The following is a 14,603-nucleotide window of genomic DNA, read 5'->3' on the forward strand; positions in this document are numbered from 1 at the left end:
AAGGGCCGCACGTCATGCTCGCAGGGTGAGACGCGGCGTCGCCCGAGCGGCGGCCGGATGGGCCGCGCGGCGGCTCCTAGGCCGGTTCCCCGGTTCCCGGGGCATCCGAACCCGACGTCGATCCGGCGCCCGGATGCCTCCGGCTGCGCCGCTCGGCCTTCGCCGCGGCATCCTCGGCCTCCATCATCCGCTTCGCCTCGTCGAAGTCGCCGAGCGCGGGCTTGACCCAGGCGAGGTTCGGGTTCGAGTCGACGAGCAGCAGCCGGACCAGGAGTGTGAGCGGGATCGCCAGGATCGCGCCCATCGGCCCGAGCACGACCGCCCAGAACAGCACCGAGAAGAAGGTGATCGTCTGGTTCAGCGAGACCGCATTGCCGACGACGCGAGGCTGGATCATCGACTGGATGACGGCGTTGATGACGCCGTACACGACGATCACGGCGATGACCATCGGCCATCCGCCCACGAGTGCACCGAACACGATGGGCGGGATGATCGCGATGAAGTAGCCGACGTTCGGGATGAAGCTGCACAGGAACGCGAGCACACCCCACAGCGCGGCGCCGGGGACGCCGAGCAACAGGAGCGCGAGCCAGTTCACGACGCCCTGCGCGATGCCGAGCATGGTGGTGACCACCATGTATCGCCGCACGCCGATCGTGTAGGCGACGCTCGCGGTGGCCAGGCGCGGCTTGCGCGGGTAGAGGTTGGTGACGAGGGTGCGCGCGTAGGTCGAGTCCATCGCCATGAGCAGCACCATGGTCAGCAGGATCACCGCGGCGGCGACGAACCCCGTCGCGCTGCCGACCACGCCGCCGATGACGTCGAGCACCTTGCCCGGATCGAGCCAGTCGGTGATCTGCGTGATGTGCTGCTGGCCGACGCCCAGGCTCGAGAGCCAGGCGCCGACGTTCGAGATCCATTCGTCGAACTCGGCCGTGTACTGGGGCAGCAGCGCAAGGAACTGCGCGAACGAGAAGAAGAACGCGAAGACGAACGCACCGAGCAGGAGCGCGACCGCGAGGATCATCGCGAGCGAGGCGACGCCCCTCGGCACCCCGCGCGCCTCGAGCCACGCGCGCAACGGGTAGGCGCAGATCGTCAGCACGACGGCGAAGAACGACCACACGAAGATGTCGGCGATCGCGGCGAGGCCGAATGCGGCGACGGTGCCGCCCGCGAGGGCCAGCATGATGAACGCGCCGCGGTGCTCGGTCGCCGTCTCCGCCGCGACCTCCGGCTCCGCGGGCTCGGGCTCGGGCTCGGACGCCTTACGTCGGTTCCACCACACGTGGGTTCCCTCCCTCGGTCTTCGGGTTCCCCGACAGGCGCAGGAGCGTCGCCGCCCGCGAATCGGGTTCGAGCAGCAGTGCGCGCACGAGCAGCGTGAGGGGGATCGAGAGGATGGCCCCGATCGGGCCGATCACGAACGCCCAGAACACCACCGAGACGAACGAGAGCGTGAGGCTGAGGTCGACGGCGTCGCTGACGAACTTCGGCTGCACGAGCACCTGCAGCGTCACGTTGATCACGCAGTAGGCCAGCACGACCACGAGCGCGAGCGGCCACCCGCCCACGACGAGTGCGAGCACCGCCGGCGGGATCAGCCCGATCACGAAGCCGATGTTCGGGATGAAGTTGGTCACGAACGCGAGGATGGCCCACACGATCGGGATCGGGATGCCGATCGCCCACAGCACGAGCCCGTCGAGCACCGCGACGATGAGGCCGAAGGTCGCGTTCACGACGTAGTACCGGCGCACCCCGCTGAAGTACCGGGTGCCGATGCCGTCGGCCGCGGCGCTGCCGAAGACGGTTCCCGCGCGGCCGAAGCGCGCGGCATCCGCCGCCATGAAGATCACGTAGGCGAGCACGAAGAAGAACGCCGTGGCGACCCCCAGCACGGCGTCGGCCGTCGACGTCGCGAACGACACCAGGGTGCCCGCGTCGAGCAGTGACGTCGCAGCACCGGATGCCGCGTCCGAGAGGCCCGCGGCGGCGGCGGCCTCGCTGATGGCCTCGGCCGTGGCCCGCAGCTCGTCGGCATAGTCGGGGAGCATCCCGATGAACTGGGCGGAGGCGAAGACGAGCAGGAGCGCCAGGAATCCGAGGATCAGGTACGCCACCACGATCACCGCGGTCGTCGCGAGCCAGCGCGGCCAGCCACGACGTTCGAGCGGATGCCGCACCGGGTGGGCGATGATCGTCACGACCGCTCCGAGTGCGAGCGGACCGAGGATGTCGCGGGCCAGCCAGATGCCGACGAACACGATGATCGCCGCGGCCGTCGCGAGCAGGAGTCGCGTGCCGCGCGAGAGCCCGACCGGCTCGGCCCGGACCGCCGGGGCCATCGGGGCGGGCGGGGCGGCGGCCGCCGGACTCGTCCCGTCCGTCTCCGTGTCGCCCACCTCGTCGCCCACCGTGTCGCCCACCTCAGAAGCTCCCGATCCCCTTGCCGACGACGACCACGCCGAGCACCAGCAGCAGGACCGCCATCACGGTGGCGTTGTTGTGCACCAGCCAGGCGCGCAGCGACTCGAGAGGCCCGGCCATCCGCGCGGACGCGAGCAGGTAGGCGACCACCGGGATCGCGACGGATGCCGCGGCGATGAGGGTGAACACGAGGACGACCACCACGTCCTCGCCGACCGTCAGGCCGGCGGTGCCGATGGTGGTTCCGGCGGCGGCGCCGAGGAGGAGGTTCTTCGGATTGACGGCGGCCAGCAGCAGGGCGAGCACGAACGCCCGCATCGCCGTCATCTGGTCGATGGCGCTCATCCACTTGGGGAGCGCGGCCTCCTCGCCGGGGCCGGGCCGGCTCCGCCACTGCCGGAACGCGAGGAACAGCAGCAGCAGTCCGAGCACGATCTTGACGACGCCGGCGATCGGCTTCGAGGCATCCGGGTCGTCCTCGGGAAGCACCGAGGCGAGCAGCGTGAAGATCACCACGGCGAGGACGATGCCGACGACCCAGCCGAGGAGGAACCCGATGCTCGTGCCCTTCGCCTTCGGCGAGAGCAGCATCAGGATCGCGGCGATCATCGGCACCGGGCTGATCGCGATGCCGATCGCCAGCGGCAGGATGTCCCCGATTACCCCACCCATGGCCCTCCCCAGGTCCGATGATGCGCTGACTGCACCCTATCGGTGCGGGTCAGCCGTCGGCGGTCGCCGACCCGAGCGCGGCGATCGCGGCGCGATTCGTGTCGAAGACCCTGCGATCGCCGAGCAGCCCCATCTGCCGCAACCGCTCCCGCGAATCGTCGCGGACCCGGCTGAACGACACCTCGATCCGTTCGCCGTCGAGCCAGGCCTGCAATGCCTCGAAGCTCTCCGCTCCGGTGACGTCGACGTCGGTGACCGCCTCCATGTCGATGACGACGTGTCGGACCGCGGAATCGCCCCCGTGTGCCTGCGCGCCCGTGACCGCGCGCTTCACGGCGTCGGTGAACACCGCGCCGTTCGCGAAGAACAGCGGCGCCGCGAGGCGCACCACGACGATGCCGGGCGCAGTCACCGAACCGGCAGGCGCCTCGTCGAGCAGCGAGTCGGTCGGGTTGCCCTCGGCCTCGAGCACGTCGATCGCGGGCGAAGCCGCCCGCTGCGCCAGGTTCACGAGCGCGAGCACGAACGCGACGATGATGCCCGGAATGGCGCCGATGAAGAGGGTGACCACGAAGCAGACCGCGCCGACGGCGAACTCGAACCGATCCTGGCGCCAGATCGCGGCGAAGTCGCGGATGCCGAGCAACGGCAGCACCGCGACGCCGACGATCGCCCCGATGGCCGGCGACGGGATGTCGGCGAGCAGGGCCGTGCCGAACAGGAGGAGCAGGAGCGTGCCCACCGCGAGCACGAGCGACGGCAGTTGCGTGCGCGACCCGGCCTGGTCCATCGCCGCGGTCCGAGACGTGGACGAGCCGACGGCGAAGCTCGAGCTCGCGCCCGCCGCGATGTTCGACAGGCCGAAGGCCAGCAGGTCGCGGTTGGGGCGCGTCGCATAGCCGCGCTTCTCGCCGTACGAGCGCGACACGAGCAGCCCCTCCGCGGTCGTGACGAGGGTCAGCGCGATCGCCGACGGCACGAGCGCGAGCCACATCGTCCAATCGATCACGGGCCACGAGAACACGGGGGGACCGGCCGGGACCTCGCCGAGCACATCGACCCCGGCGTCGTCGAGATCGGCGAGCACGACCGCGACCGTCGCGACGATCATGACGATGAGCGCCCACGGCACCGCGGGCAGCAGCCGCCGCCCACCCAGGAGCACCGCGACCGACAGGACCGAGATCACGATCGAGACGACGTTCGCGGTGGGCAGGCCGGTGACGAGGTCGACGACCTTCTCGACGAACTCGCCGCCGGAGTCGATCTTCACCCCGAGCATCTTCGCGACCTGGCTGACGAGGATGTCGAGCGCGAGCCCGCCGACGAAGCCGACGAGGATCGGCTTCGAGAGGAAGTTCGCCAGGAACCCGAGCTTCAGCACCGACAGCAGCACGAACAGGATGCCGCAGATGATCGCCTGCGCCAGCGCCAGCGTCGCGTAGTCCGCCGATCCTGCTGCGGCCAGCCCGCCGATCGAGCTCGCGACGAGCGCGGCCGCCGCGGCATCCGGCGACGCGACGACCTGGCGGCTCGACACGACGAGCGCGTACACGACGGTGGGCACGATCAACGCGTACAGGCCGGCCGTCGGCGGAAGCCCGGCGATCTGCGCGTACCCGATGTTGAGCGGGATCGCGATCGCGAGGAGCGTGACGCCGGCCGTCAACTCGCGGCCGAGGTTGCGGCGGTTCAGCCCTGCCAGCGGTCGTTGCACGGTTCCCCCTCCGTCCGGCAGCACCGGTCTGCCCGGCAGTGCCTGCCTGCCTCGCCCTGCCGAACCTATCGGTTGGCGGCGAGGTAGGGGTACGGCTCCGCCGCCTCCACCCGGAACTCCGGCGCCTTCGTCACGAGGAGCCACGCCGGCAGGACGATGACGCACAGCATCGGGAGCACGCCGATGTCGCCGACGATCGCGACGGCGACGAAGATCGCGATCCAGCCGTCACGACCGACGACCAGCACGACGCCGAGCACCCCGCACGCGACCGCCAGCGCGATCGGCACCGTCGGGAGCAGCACGTTGCCGAGCATGCCGAGCGCCGTGCCGATGAAGACGGCGGGGAAGATGCGACCGCCGCGGAACCCGGACGACGCGGCGACCACGAGCGCGACGAGCTTGACGAGCGCGATCACGAGGAGCGCGCCCGCCGTGTAGGTGCCGGTGTTCGCGAGCAGCTCTCCGGTCTGCTCGAGGCCCTTGAACATGGTGATCGGTCCGCCCAGCACGCCGAGCAGGCCCAGCACGATGCCGCCCGCGAGCGGGATGAGCACCGGATGCCGCAGCGCATGGAACGCCCGATGCACCCAGGGGAACACGGCGAGCGCGGCGAGGCCGACGACCACCGAGCCGACGGCGATCAGGCCGCCGCCGAGGAGGTCGAATGCCGTCGGACCGGGATACGCCGGCATCTCGAACGACAGCGGCGGGGCGCCCAGCAGGTACATGGTGATCGCTCCGGCACCGGCGGAGGCGAGCGGGAGGAACAGGCGGTCCCACAGGTGCCCGCGGACCGGCGTGCCCGTGAGCGCGCTGGTGAAGACGAGCGCCGCGGCCACCGGGGTGTCGAACAGCGCCCCGATCGTGCCCGCCGCGGCGAGCCAGACCGCGAGCTGCCCCGGGATGCCGGGCAGCAGTCGCGCGAACAACGCGGCGACGATCGTCGCGTTGATCGCGATGATCGGGTTCTCCGGGCCGAGGCTGACGCCGCCCGCGAGGCCGAGCACGGCGGCGAGCGCGAGCCCCGGCACGACCCAGGGCTTGAGCGGCGGCTCGAGCAGGTCCGTCGTCGCGGAGTCGGGGCCCGCGTGGCCCGGCACGAGCCAAGTGACGAGCCCGACCGCCGTGCCGGTCGCGGTCAGGACGATCATGATCCACCACGGGGCATCCGGGTCGAATCCCATGCCCGCCGGCATGGTGGTCCACAGGAGGTCCTCGAGGAGCGAGGACACCTCGTCGAGCAGCCACAGCACGAGCGCGGTGAGCACCCCGACCAGGATCGCCGGTATCGCGAGCACGAGCAACTGCCTGGGTCCGGGGACCGCGTCGGCCAGTTCGCCCGCTGATGACGTCGACGACATGCCGCGACGCTACCGCGACACGCCCGGCCCCCGACACCCGACACGCACCGGCGGTCCGATCGCCGGAATCACGCGGATCGGGTGACACACGGGCGGATCCGTCACGCTACGATGTGGCCCGGGGAAGACCGACGATCAGGGGTGGGATCGACGTCATCATCGACCACCGCCCTCCCGGATTCGGTTGCGAACCGTCGAACGCCCCCTGCGTTCGGCAACACACAACCGAAGAAGGGCACTTCAAATGAGTTTCTGGGAAAGCATCTGGGACATCTTCTGGTGGACCATCTGGTTCTTCGCGTTCTTCGCCTACCTGTGGGCGGTCATCGCGATCATCAGCGACCTGTTCCGCGACCACAAGCTGAACGGCTGGCTGAAGGCGCTCTGGATCATCTTCCTGATCTTCGTGCCGTTCCTGACCGCGCTGGTCTACCTGATCGCCCGCGGCAACGGCATGGCCGAGCGCTCGCAGAAGGAGGCCGCGAAGGTGCAGCAGGCGACGGACGACTACATCCGCAGCACCGCAGGCACCACCGCGAGCCCGTCCGAGGAGATCTCGAAGGCGAAGGCGCTGCTCGACTCGGGCGCGATCAGCCAGGCCGAGTTCGACTCGCTCAAGGCGAGGGCCCTCGCGAACGGCTGATCCGTTCCGCGACGCCGTTCCGAGACGGCGAAGGGGGCGGGTGCTTCGGCACCCGCCCCCTTCCGCGTCCGGCGCGCCTCGATGCGTTTCGACGCGCTCCCGTCAGTCGGCCGGGGCGGATGCCTCCCGCCCGCGGATCGCGGCGACGTTGCGCAGGAACACGATGATCCAGCTGAAGATCAGCACGGCGGCGACGAGCTCGACCGCCGTCAGGTTGTAGTAGCCGGTCGCGAAGAACACGCCGAGCACGACGATGACGCCGACGTAGACGTAGCCGAGGACCACGAACGCCTTCGGCATCGGCGGCACGAGCCGGGCGAGCGCGAACACGAGGATCGTGAAGGCGACGGCCATGCCCGTCGCCACGGAGTTGTGCACCCAGAAGAAGTCGTCGACGTGGAAGATGCCGACGCAGGCGAGGAAGACGCCGACGACGATGAGCAGGGTGCGCACGGTGTTGCGCCGGCGCACGTCCTCCGGCGTCCGGTCGTCGAGCGAGGCGGTGCCGTAGCGGGCGATGATCGTCACGATCACCCCGGCGATGACGAGCGTCAGGTTGAACGCGAACGCCGACAGGTCGTCGGTCATGCCGAGGGCCGAGAGGTTCTTCTGCCACCACAGCGGGTCGCTCGAACTGAGCATCGCGGCGATGACGCCGACGACGAGGAACACCGCGAGCAGCAGCGAGAGCAGGCTCGGCGTGAGGTTGGCGCCGCTGAGGAAGCCGACGTAGGCGCTCAGGGCGAACGCGACACCGGCCAGGGCGATCGCCGGCAGCGTGAACACGACCGCTCCGACGAAGCTGCGCTCCAGCACGTTCGCGAGCGCGATCCAGACCAGCAGCGCGATGACGGCGTTGGCGACGGCGAGCGCGGTCACGTCGAACCAGTGCAGCCGGGCGCCGGTCACCGCGAACGGATCGCCGTCGTCGGCGCGATGCATGACGACGCGCGCGACGACGAATGCGACACCCGCGACGAGCCCGCCCCCGATGCCGACGAACTGGCCCAGGGAACCGGGGCCGGAGATCGACACGTCCTGCCCCCAGAACGCGATCGCCGCGATCAGGGCGCCGACCGCGAACGCGACGGTGCCGAGCACGAGCGCGAACGACTCGATCGATTCGGCCGACGACGTCGGCCTCGCGATGACCTGGCGCCACGACGACGCCTCCCGAACGGTCTGACTCACCGGTTCCCCCCTCCTGGCGCGGCGCCTCGCACGCCGATGCGCCCATCCTGCCGTGCGGAGGCGGTCCGCGGCGACCAGGCGCGGCCGGTGGGTCGCGGCGTCGGTCGCGCCGGTCCGTTGCGGCAGGTCGATGACGGCTGTCAGGCCTCGGTCGGGTCGAGCACCTCGAGCATGGAGCCCTGCACGAACCCGGCCCACTCGTACGCCGCGCGCAGGTAGTCGTCGCGCTGTTCGTCCTGGTCTGGCTCGCCCTCCTCGACCACGCCGACCCGCTCGGCGAGGATCAGCCGCAGGTCGGTGAGGAACGTCAGCCACCCCCAGGCCTGCACCTGGTCGAGTTCGATCTCGACGAGCTTCCCGCCGTCGCCGACCGAGGTGGCGTCGCGTACGGACTGCGCGGCCTGGCGCTTGCCGTCGACGAGGCTGCCGCGGGTGTAACGGGTGTACTCGTGCGCCGATTCGACGTCGTCGGGATAGGCGTTCGGCAGCAGGCGCCCGAGCGCAGGATCGTCCTCGGCTCCGAGCAGCAGCACGGAGTCGACCTGGTCGGCGAGCTCCGACAGGAGCATCGCCTCCTCGGCCTCGAGCACCAGGCGCACCCCTTCGCCTCCGCCGCGGCCGGCGACGATCACGTCTCGGCCCTCGCAACGGTCGCCTGCAGGCCGTAGCCGTGCATCGCCTGCACGTGACGCTCCATCGCCTCCCGGTTGCCGGTCGCGACGATCGCACGGCCCTCGTGGTGCACGAGCAGCATGAGCCGCTCGGCCTCCTCGCGCGGGTAGCCGAAGTAGCTGCGGAACACGTAGGTGACGTACGTCATGAGGTTGACCGGATCGTCCCACACGACCGTGCGCCACGACGCCTCGGCGACCGGCATGGTCACCAGGTCGAGGTCGGTGCGCTCGAGCGTGTCCGTCACCATTCCAGATTGACATGTTCGCGCGGTCGATGCATCCCGCACTTGGCGGACCGTCGGCGGACCGTCGCGCGCTGCGGCGGTGCGTCAGGCGCGGGTCGACACCGTGACGGTGAACTTCGGGTTGCGGGCGACCTGCACGGTCGGGCCGACGAGCCGCTCGAGCGACGGTCGGTGGCGCAGGTGCGAGTTCCAGACGGCGACGAGCCGCCCGCCGGGTCGCAGCGCACGGCCCGACTCGGCGAAGAGGCGCTCGGCGAGCGCGGTCGTGATCGCGGCTCCCGCATGGAACGGCGGGTTCAGCACGACGAGGTCGACGGATGCGTCGGTCGCGAACTCGAGCGCGTCCGCGCGGTGCACGTCGATGCGGTCGGCGAGTCCGTTCGCAGCGGCGGTCTCGGCGGCCGAGCGGGCGGCCGCCGCGGACTGGTCGGTCGCGACGACCACGGCCTCCGGGTACCTTCGGGCGAGTTCGACCGCGACGACGCCCGTGCCGCAGCCGAGGTCGACTGCCGTCACCGGGCCGAGCCGTCCCGGGTCGGCCGCGCCGCCGACGGCCGCGCCGATGGCCGCGTCGAGGTGTTCGAGCAGGAACCGCGTGCCGATGTCGACGGCTGCGCCGGCGAAGACGCCGCCGTGTGCGACGATCTCGACCCCGAGCGACCGGTCGCGCCGGCGCCGGGGCCAGGTGTCGCCGTCGAGCGCGACCGCCGCGGTCGCCACATCCCCCGTACGCGGGCCGCGTGCCAGCAGCACCCGCGACTTCTGCCGTGCGTGCGTGACGTCGATGCGCCCGAACCAACGTCCGAGCACGTCGTTCATCGCGAGCGACATGTGCTTGATCCGCCCGCCCGCGACGACCACCACGTCGTGCGCTGCGTGCCGTGCGATGAGTTCGGCCTGCTCGTCGAGCTGATCGAGCGAGCGCGGCAGCCGCAGCAGCACGAGCCGGGCGTCGCGGACCAGGTCGTCGTCGAGAGCGCCGACGCGAACGGCGGCTGCGCCCATCCGCTCGGCGTTCGCGGCGATCGCACGTTCGCCCAGCAGCGCGTCCTGGTGCGCACGGACCTCGCGTGCGCCGAGCACCGCGGCGGCGCCGACGGCGAGCGCCCCATGGGTGTCGCCGATCACGGCGACCGGGGCATCCGTCGTCGCCGGGTCCGCCGCCGCGCCCGAGGCGACGAGCGCGGCCGCCTCGTCGAGGATCAGCCGGTCGGCGGCGTCGGATGCCTCGAGTCCGGGCCCGTCGACGTCGGGGAATCGGCGGAGCGCGCTGAAGTCCATCGGCCAAGGGTACCCAGCGTCCTCACTGGAGGCACCCCGACCGGTTTGCTACCCTCGCAACCCTCATGCGCGTGCAGCATCCAGGGGGAAGGCACGGCGCACCCGGGCGGGGTGCGCCGTCGTCGCGTCGTGGCCGGATGCCGGTCCGCGGCATCCGACGACTCTCCGGCGCGTTCGCGACCGCCGCCGTGTTCGGCATCGTCGCGACCCTCGCACTGGCGCCGCTCGATGGGGGCCCCGACGAGGCGGTCGCGGAGTCGACGGGATTCCGCGGGGACGACGTGCAGTCGGTCGAGATCGCCGCGGACGCGCAGCATCCGACCGTGTCCAGCGAGTCGTACACGGCGTCGACCGGGCCCGAGACCCTCGTGCTCGGCGGGACCAACCACGACTGGGCGAAGCTCGTCCTCGTCGAGGGCGAGTTCCCCGTCACCGACGAGAACGTGGCCGTGATCACGCAGTGGATGCGCGAGGAGAACGGCCCCGACAACTGGTGGAACCGCAACAACCCATTGAACAACGGCAACGGATCGGGCGGCGGATCGGGGCTCGGGAGCTACGACACGTTGCAGACCGGGGCGTACTACGCGGCCGACAGCCTGCGGCGCCTGTCCTTCTACGACGCGATCGAGGCCGCGCTCGACGCGAGCGCGCCGGCCGGCACGACGGCGGCCGCGATCTGGGCGTCGCCGTGGGCGACGAGCCACTACGGCAACGGCGGGCACTGGACCGCGTCGCACGTTCCGGTGGTCGAGGCGCCCGCGAGCGCCTGGGGGCGGTAGCGGGCAGGCCCTGCGCCGGCGTGTTCCGCACGACCCGGCACGCGACGGCCTACGCGCCGTACCTCGCGACGACGGTCTGCACGGCTTCGCGGACCACGGCGTCGACCTCGTCGTCGTCGAGCGACCATCCCGGGTGCACGAGGCGGGGCCAGAAGACCGCGGACGCGATCATGCCGAGCAGCTGCGTCGACAGGGTCATGGGGTCGTCGACGTGCACGCCGCCCGCGTCGCGCTCGGCGCGGAGGTAGTGCCCGAGCGCCGCGATCACCGGCAGGGTGCCGAAGTCGTAGGTGCGCTCGCGCAGCTCGGGGAAGCGATGCGCCTCGGCGATCACGAGTCGGAGCAGCTCCCCGGTCGCGGGCTGCAGGAGCAGGTCGGCGTACTCGCGACCGAGGGCGAGCAGGCCCGCACCGAGGTCGCCGGGCGGAGGCACGGGGAGCTCGCGCGACGGCCCGTCGCCGACGGCCAGCACGACCGCTTCGAAGAGGGCGGCCTTCGTCGGGAACTGCTTGAAGAGCGTCGCCTTCGAGACCTCGGCTCGTTCGGCGACTCGGGCGAGCGAGGCGCGATCGTACCCGTGCTCGAGGAAGAGCGCCGTGGCCGCCTCGATGATCGCCGCTCGATTCCGGTCGGCGACATCGCGGTGGTATTCGGGCAGTTCACGGCTCATGGCTCCATGGTGCCACAGAGGCGAGACGCTTGACTCACCTCGATGGACGGGCGTACCGTAAGTGGCGAGTCGATCGACTCACCTCTCGACGAAGGAGCCCGAACATGCACGACACGACCCCGCAGACCGCAGACGGCAAGGTGCTGTGGCACTTCTCGATGTCGCTCGACGGATTCGTGGCCGGCCCGGGGCACGCGATGGATTGGATGCCCGCGGCCACCAATCGATCCGGCCTCATCGCCGAGTACGTCGAGACCACCGGCGCCGTCCTGGGCGGACGCGACGGATGGGAGGCGTTCCCCGACGCGGGCGCGGTGTACGGGGGAGCGTGGAGCGGACCGCTGTTCGTGCTCACCCACCACCCCGACGACGCGGGACCGGCGGAGGGCGTGACGTTCCTGGACTGCGACATCGCCGAGGCCGTCGAGATCGCGCGGCGCGCGGCCGGCGGCAAGAACGTCGAGGTGCTCTCGGCCAGCCTCGGCCGCCAGCTCCTCGAACGCGGACTGCTCGACGAGATCGACCTGCACGTGCTGCCGGTGCTGCTCGGCGACGGCATCCGGCTCTACGACAGTCCGGGCGGCGCGCCGGTGCCGCTCGAGATGCTCAACGGCGACCCGCTCGAGGAGGTCAACCTCCGATACCGGCCGACCGGCGCGACCGGCGCGTCGGGCGAGACGGCCTAACGGCCTAACGGCCTGACAGCCGGGCGGCCGCCCGGCCGGGCGTCAGCGTTCGAGCGGCCGCCACACGACCACCGCGTTCTCGCGGCGCACGCGGGTGCCGGCCCTGATCGTGACGACCTCGCCCTGGGAGCCGGCGGCGAACACGCGGCGGCCGGGCCGGTTGTTCATCATCTCGTCGGCGAGGGCGGCCTCGAGCTCGCGGACGCGCGCTCGAAGGCCGGTGACCTCGTCCTCCAGTTCGAGCACCCGGCGGATGCCCTCGAGGCTCACGCCCTGGGCCGACAGCTGCGCGACCTCGCGCAGGCGCACGACGTCGCGCATCGAGTATCGACGCGACTTGCCCGCCGTGCGGGTCGGGGAGACGAGGCCGATGCGGTCGTACTGCCGCAGGGTCTGCGGATGCATGCCGGCGAGCTCGGCCGCGACCGAGATCACGAACAGCGGGCTCGTCTCGTCCACCGCTATTCCCTGGCCTTCGCCAGCAGGTCGGCGCGCGGGTCCTCGTCGGGCAGGTCGGCGACGAACGCCTCGAGCTTCTCGCGCGCGTCCTTCGACAGGTGCGACGGCACCGCGACCTGCACGACGGCGAGCAGGTCGCCCGTGCCCTTCGCGGTCTCGACGCCGCGGCCCTTGACGCGCAGCACCCGGCCGCTCGGCGTTCCGGGCGCGACCTTCAGCTTCACGGGCTTGCCGCCGAGGGTCGGCACCTCGATGGTCGCGCCGAGGGCGGCCTCGGCGAAGGTGACCGGCACGTTGACGCGCAGGTTCAAGCCGTCGCGCTCGAACACGGGGTGCTTGCGCACCTTGACCGTGAGGATGAGGTCGCCGGCCGGACCGCCGTCGGGCGACGGGTGGCCCTTGCCGCGCAGCCGGATCTTCTGGCCGTCGGAGACGCCGGCGGGAACGCGCACGGTGATCGGCTTTCCCTCGCTGGTCTGCAGGGTCACCTGCTCGCCGCGGGTCGCCGTGATGAAGTCGAGCGTGGTGGTGGCCGTGACATCCCGGCCCGGGGTCGGGCCGCCGAAGCCGCGGTAGCCGCCCGACGACTGGCCGAACCTGCCGCTGCCGAAGATGTTGCCGAGCAGGTCGTCGTAGTCGCCGCCACCGCCGCCGCCCTGCTGGAAGGTGAAGCGCTGGCCGCCCGCGCCCTGCTGGCCGAACATGCCGCCGAAGACGTCCTCGAACCCGCCGGCCCCGCCCGATCCGGGCGCGGTGAACCGGGCGCCGGAGCCCATCGCGCGGACCGCGTCGTACTCCTTGCGCTGCTCGGCGTCGGAGAGCACCGAGTTCGCCTCGCTGATCTCCTTGAACTTCGCCTCGGCCTTGGCGTCGCCGGGGTTCTGGTCGGGGTGGTACTGCCGGGCGAGCTTGCGGTACGCCTTCTTGATGTCGGCGTCGCTCGCCTCCTTGGAGACGCCGAGCGTGGCATAGAAGTCCTTGTCGAACCAATCCTGACTGGCCAACCGGCACCTCCTTCCTCTGAAGTCTGACTGATTGCCCGCCGGTCGAGGAGCGGAGCGTATCGAGACCTGGTCGAACGGTCTCGATACGCTCCTTCGTCGCTACTCGACCAACGGGTTTGCGGTCACGCCGGGGTCTTGACGACCACCTTCGCGACGCGGATGAGCGTCGAGCCCAGCGTGTAGCCGGTCTCGACGACGTCGGCGACGGTGTCGACCTCGACGTCGGGGGACGGCTGCTGGAAGATCGCCTCGTGCCGCTGCGGGTCGAACGGCTCGCCGGGCTCACCGAACGGGGTGAGGCCGAGCTTCTCGACCTGGCCGCGCAGCTTCGCGGCGATGGTCGCGAAGGGCGTGTCGCCCTCGAGGTCGCCGTGCTTCTCGGCCCGGTCGAGGTCGTCGAGCACGGGCAGCAGCACAGCCGCAGCCTGGCCGACCGCGCGCTCGCGCTCGACCTCTCGGTTCGCCTCGGTGCGCTTGCGGTAGTTGGCGTACTCCGCGGTGACGCGCTTGAGGTCGGCGAGGTGCTCGTCGCTCGGATCCTGCACCTCGGCCTGGGCCGCGTTCAGGATGTCCTCGACGGTGAGCTCGGTGTCGTCGGATGCCTCGGGCTCGACGCCGCCGGCGCCCGCCGGGGCATCCGCCGAACCGGCCGAAGCCGCACCCTCGGGGGCGGGCGCATCGCCCGCCCCGTCGGGAGCCTGGCGAACCTCACCGGTCTCCGGGTCGATGCGCCGCTTGTCGCGGATCACCGGCTCTTCGTGGTTCTGGTTCTCGTCGGCCAT

At 71.2% G+C, this 14,603-nt stretch carries 16 protein-coding genes; 3 read left to right on the forward strand and 13 right to left on the reverse strand.

Features of this window, described 5'->3' with window-relative positions:
* Nucleotides 1-76: 76 nt before the first annotated feature.
* The 5 genes from ELQ40_RS17760 to ELQ40_RS17780 all read right to left on the reverse strand — a co-directional run bounded on the left by ELQ40_RS17760 (nt 77) and on the right by ELQ40_RS17780 (nt 6,186).
* The gene (locus tag ELQ40_RS17760) at nt 77-1,291 is read right to left on the reverse strand and encodes an AI-2E family transporter (RefSeq protein ID WP_240665855.1); all 1,215 of its coding nucleotides are present in this window, start codon (nt 1,289-1,291) and stop codon (nt 77-79) included.
* Nucleotides 1,272-2,432 (reverse strand): AI-2E family transporter, encoded by a 1,161-nt coding sequence (locus ELQ40_RS17765; RefSeq protein WP_240665856.1) that lies wholly within the window; start codon nt 2,430-2,432, stop codon nt 1,272-1,274. The genes ELQ40_RS17760 and ELQ40_RS17765 overlap by 20 nt, the downstream gene beginning before the upstream one ends.
* A 1-nt stretch (nt 2,433) precedes the next feature.
* The gene (locus ELQ40_RS17770; protein ID WP_127794886.1) at nt 2,434-3,105 is read right to left on the reverse strand and encodes a GAP family protein; all 672 of its coding nucleotides are present in this window, start codon (nt 3,103-3,105) and stop codon (nt 2,434-2,436) included.
* Between the two features lie 49 nt (nt 3,106-3,154).
* Nucleotides 3,155-4,822 carry a SulP family inorganic anion transporter gene (locus tag ELQ40_RS17775; protein ID WP_127794887.1) on the reverse strand — a complete coding sequence of 556 codons (1,668 nt, stop codon included), beginning with the start codon at nt 4,820-4,822 and terminating at the stop codon, nt 3,155-3,157.
* A gap of 65 nt (nt 4,823-4,887) precedes the next feature.
* Nucleotides 4,888-6,186, reverse strand: a complete 1,299-nt coding sequence (locus ELQ40_RS17780) for an ion channel protein (RefSeq protein WP_127794888.1) — start codon at nt 6,184-6,186, stop codon at nt 4,888-4,890.
* Between the two features lie 244 nt (nt 6,187-6,430).
* Here ELQ40_RS17780 and ELQ40_RS17785 point away from each other — a divergent pair, with 244 nt between their 5' ends.
* Complete coding sequence (locus tag ELQ40_RS17785; RefSeq protein WP_127794889.1) at nt 6,431-6,829, forward strand: SHOCT domain-containing protein; 399 nt, start codon at nt 6,431-6,433, stop codon at nt 6,827-6,829.
* A 102-nt stretch (nt 6,830-6,931) separates the two neighbouring features.
* Here the strand turns inward: ELQ40_RS17785 and ELQ40_RS17790 are convergent, their stop codons facing one another.
* The 4 genes from ELQ40_RS17790 to ELQ40_RS17805 form a co-directional block, all read right to left on the reverse strand.
* Nucleotides 6,932-8,020, reverse strand: coding sequence for a DUF998 domain-containing protein (locus tag ELQ40_RS17790; RefSeq protein WP_127794890.1), 1,089 nt, complete (start codon nt 8,018-8,020; stop codon nt 6,932-6,934).
* Nucleotides 8,021-8,160: 140 nt separating this feature from the next.
* Nucleotides 8,161-8,652 carry a DUF2017 family protein gene (locus ELQ40_RS17795; protein WP_127794891.1) on the reverse strand — a complete coding sequence of 164 codons (492 nt, stop codon included), beginning with the start codon at nt 8,650-8,652 and terminating at the stop codon, nt 8,161-8,163.
* Nucleotides 8,649-8,897, reverse strand: coding sequence for an ATP-dependent Clp protease adapter ClpS (gene clpS / locus ELQ40_RS17800; protein ID WP_240666068.1), 249 nt, complete (start codon nt 8,895-8,897; stop codon nt 8,649-8,651). Before clpS ends, ELQ40_RS17795 begins: the two co-directional genes overlap by 4 nt.
* A gap of 126 nt (nt 8,898-9,023) precedes the next feature.
* Nucleotides 9,024-10,220 (reverse strand): class I SAM-dependent methyltransferase, encoded by a 1,197-nt coding sequence (locus ELQ40_RS17805; protein ID WP_127794893.1) that lies wholly within the window; start codon nt 10,218-10,220, stop codon nt 9,024-9,026.
* 65 nt (nt 10,221-10,285) lie between these two features.
* Here ELQ40_RS17805 and ELQ40_RS17810 point away from each other — a divergent pair, with 65 nt between their 5' ends.
* Nucleotides 10,286-11,002 carry a hypothetical protein gene (locus ELQ40_RS17810; protein ID WP_127794894.1) on the forward strand — a complete coding sequence of 239 codons (717 nt, stop codon included), beginning with the start codon at nt 10,286-10,288 and terminating at the stop codon, nt 11,000-11,002.
* A gap of 49 nt (nt 11,003-11,051) precedes the next feature.
* Here the strand turns inward: ELQ40_RS17810 and ELQ40_RS17815 are convergent, their stop codons facing one another.
* On the reverse strand, nt 11,052-11,672 hold the full coding sequence (locus ELQ40_RS17815) for a TetR/AcrR family transcriptional regulator (RefSeq protein ID WP_127794895.1): 621 nt from the start codon (nt 11,670-11,672) through the stop codon (nt 11,052-11,054).
* Between the two features lie 104 nt (nt 11,673-11,776).
* Here ELQ40_RS17815 and ELQ40_RS17820 point away from each other — a divergent pair, with 104 nt between their 5' ends.
* Nucleotides 11,777-12,358 carry a dihydrofolate reductase family protein gene (locus tag ELQ40_RS17820; RefSeq protein ID WP_127794896.1) on the forward strand — a complete coding sequence of 194 codons (582 nt, stop codon included), beginning with the start codon at nt 11,777-11,779 and terminating at the stop codon, nt 12,356-12,358.
* A gap of 42 nt (nt 12,359-12,400) precedes the next feature.
* Here the strand turns inward: ELQ40_RS17820 and ELQ40_RS17825 are convergent, their stop codons facing one another.
* The 3 genes from ELQ40_RS17825 to ELQ40_RS17835 all read right to left on the reverse strand — a co-directional run bounded on the left by ELQ40_RS17825 (nt 12,401) and on the right by ELQ40_RS17835 (nt 14,603).
* Entirely contained in the window at nt 12,401-12,817 is a 417-nt protein-coding gene (locus tag ELQ40_RS17825) for a heat shock protein transcriptional repressor HspR (protein WP_127794897.1), read from the reverse strand.
* Nucleotides 12,818-12,819: 2 nt separating this feature from the next.
* The gene (locus ELQ40_RS17830) at nt 12,820-13,821 is read right to left on the reverse strand and encodes a DnaJ C-terminal domain-containing protein (RefSeq protein WP_127794898.1); all 1,002 of its coding nucleotides are present in this window, start codon (nt 13,819-13,821) and stop codon (nt 12,820-12,822) included.
* 122 nt (nt 13,822-13,943) lie between these two features.
* A complete protein-coding gene (locus tag ELQ40_RS17835) occupies nt 13,944-14,603 on the reverse strand; it encodes a nucleotide exchange factor GrpE (protein WP_127794899.1) in 660 nt (219 codons plus the stop codon).

This window comes from Agromyces sp. LHK192, from assembly GCF_004006235.1.
Taxonomy (GTDB): Bacteria; Actinomycetota; Actinomycetes; order Actinomycetales; family Microbacteriaceae; genus Agromyces.

Excerpts from the sequence above, each read along its gene's own strand:
- ELQ40_RS17780 (WP_127794888.1), bottom strand. The coding sequence starts at position 6,186 with ATGTCGTCGACGTCATCAGCGGGCGAACTGGCCGACGCGGTCCCCGGA.
- ELQ40_RS17815 (WP_127794895.1), bottom strand. The coding sequence starts at position 11,672 with ATGAGCCGTGAACTGCCCGAATACCACCGCGATGTCGCCGACCGGAAT.
- ELQ40_RS17785 (WP_127794889.1), top strand. The coding sequence starts at position 6,431 with ATGAGTTTCTGGGAAAGCATCTGGGACATCTTCTGGTGGACCATCTGG.
- clpS (WP_240666068.1), bottom strand. The coding sequence starts at position 8,897 with ATGCCGGTCGCCGAGGCGTCGTGGCGCACGGTCGTGTGGGACGATCCG.
- ELQ40_RS17835 (WP_127794899.1), bottom strand. The coding sequence starts at position 14,603 with ATGGCCGACGAGAACCAGAACCACGAAGAGCCGGTGATCCGCGACAAG.
- ELQ40_RS17770 (WP_127794886.1), bottom strand. The coding sequence starts at position 3,105 with ATGGGTGGGGTAATCGGGGACATCCTGCCGCTGGCGATCGGCATCGCG.
- ELQ40_RS17820 (WP_127794896.1), top strand. The coding sequence starts at position 11,777 with ATGCACGACACGACCCCGCAGACCGCAGACGGCAAGGTGCTGTGGCAC.
- ELQ40_RS17810 (WP_127794894.1), top strand. The coding sequence starts at position 10,286 with ATGCGCGTGCAGCATCCAGGGGGAAGGCACGGCGCACCCGGGCGGGGT.
- ELQ40_RS17805 (WP_127794893.1), bottom strand. The coding sequence starts at position 10,220 with ATGGACTTCAGCGCGCTCCGCCGATTCCCCGACGTCGACGGGCCCGGA.